The following is a 1421-nucleotide window of genomic DNA, read 5'->3' as shown; positions in this document are numbered from 1 at the left end:
TGAACTGACCCCCATAAGTTGGACACAATTTATGGGGGTTGTTTTATGCATTACGATCTAGACTTTAAGATCAAAGTCATTGCATACTATCGGCAAGGACATACTAAAGGTGCTACAGGTGAGAAGTTTGGGCTTGATGACAAGATGGTATCTGAATGGGTCAAGCAATATCAAAGCGGTGGTATAAATGCTATCAAGCCTAAAACCGGTAAAACTAAATACAGTGCTGATTTTAAGTATCAAGTGATAGCTTTGATGTTAGCAGAAGAATTAAGCCAATCTGAGACCGCTCTCAAATTTAATATCAGCTCTCCTAGCTTAATTAGTCATTGGTATAAAGCTTACAGGCTCCACGGTATGTCTGGACTCACCTCCAAATATAAAGGTAGTACCCTTATGAAACCTCCTATCGCAAGCAAACCTGATGATGAAAAGACGCCTACAGAGCTTAAGCGTGAACTGCAATATCTGCGTGCGGAGAATGCCTACCTAAAAAAGCTCGATGCCTTGCTCAGGGAAAGAGAACAAGCTGCGACAAAGCAAGGCTCATCGAAGGATTAAGAGAGCAACACCTATTATCTGACTTACTAACCATAGCAAAGCTTGCAAGGAGTAGTTTCTACTACCATAGAGCTAACTTTACTAATAAAGATAAGTACGCTGATCTCAAACAGCGTATCCGTGATATCTATCATCAGCATAAGGGTCGATATGGCTATCGTAGAATAACCCAAGCGCTTAAGAACGAAGGAGTAAGATATAACCACAAGCTGATTGCCAGACTTATGGGTGAGCTTAAGCTGACTGCCAGAATCAGACGGCAAAAGTATCGATCCTATAAAGGACAGTGCGGCGTTATTGCTAAAAACAGAGTCAAACGTAAGTTTCGAGCAGGTGCGCCTAATCGCCGGTGGTTCACTGATATTACTGAGTTTAAGGTAGGTGATGACAAGTTGTACCTGTCACCCATACTGGATTGCTATAACAATGAAATTATAAGTTATGAGTTGTCAAGACGACCCATATATGACTTGGTGAAACAAATGCTTGAGCGTGCACTCAAAGGCATACCCGCTAAGCGCAAGGAAGAGCTAACACTGCATTCAGATCAAGGGTGGCATTATCAGTTGAAACCGTTTGCGAATACGCTTAAAGATAATCATATTAAGCAAAGTATGAGCCGTAAGGGGAACTGCTTAGATAATGCATTGATGGAAGGCTTCTTCGGCACGCTTAAGTGTGAGACTATTTATATTGAGAAACCGGAAACCATTGAAGAGTTAGAGAAACAGATTCACCGGTTTATACACTACTACAATCATGAAAGAATTCAGCTTAAACTAAAAGGACTGAGCCCTGTAAAATACAGAACTCAGTCCTTAATATAAACTTAAACTGTCTAAGATTTGGGGGTCAGTTCA

General features: G+C 40.9%; 2 protein-coding genes. Both read left to right on the top strand.

Annotation, left to right across the window (positions count from 1 at the left end; translation table 11 throughout):
* The first annotated feature begins 45 nt into the window (after positions 1 to 45).
* Positions 46 to 561: a helix-turn-helix domain-containing protein gene (locus ACTQ9S_RS13725; protein WP_440455267.1), complete on the top strand. Its 516-nt coding sequence runs from the start codon at positions 46 to 48 to the stop codon at positions 559 to 561.
* On the top strand, positions 465 to 1388 hold the full coding sequence (locus tag ACTQ9S_RS13720) for an IS3 family transposase (RefSeq protein WP_440455268.1): 924 nt from the start codon (positions 465 to 467) through the stop codon (positions 1386 to 1388). The genes ACTQ9S_RS13725 and ACTQ9S_RS13720 overlap by 97 nt, the downstream gene beginning before the upstream one ends.
* Positions 1389 to 1421 lie beyond the last annotated feature (33 nt).

It is taken from the genome of Psychrobacter sp. ASPA161_9 (genome assembly GCF_051970275.1).
Taxonomy (GTDB): Bacteria; Pseudomonadota; Gammaproteobacteria; order Pseudomonadales; family Moraxellaceae; genus Psychrobacter.
Note: the sequence above shows the minus strand (reverse complement) of the source record. Positions and strands in the feature narration are given on the sequence as shown.

What these genes read in the sequence shown, in the direction of transcription:
- ACTQ9S_RS13725 (WP_440455267.1), top strand. Translation starts at nt 46, where the DNA reads ATGCATTACGATCTAGACTTTAAGATCAAAGTCATTGCATACTATCGG.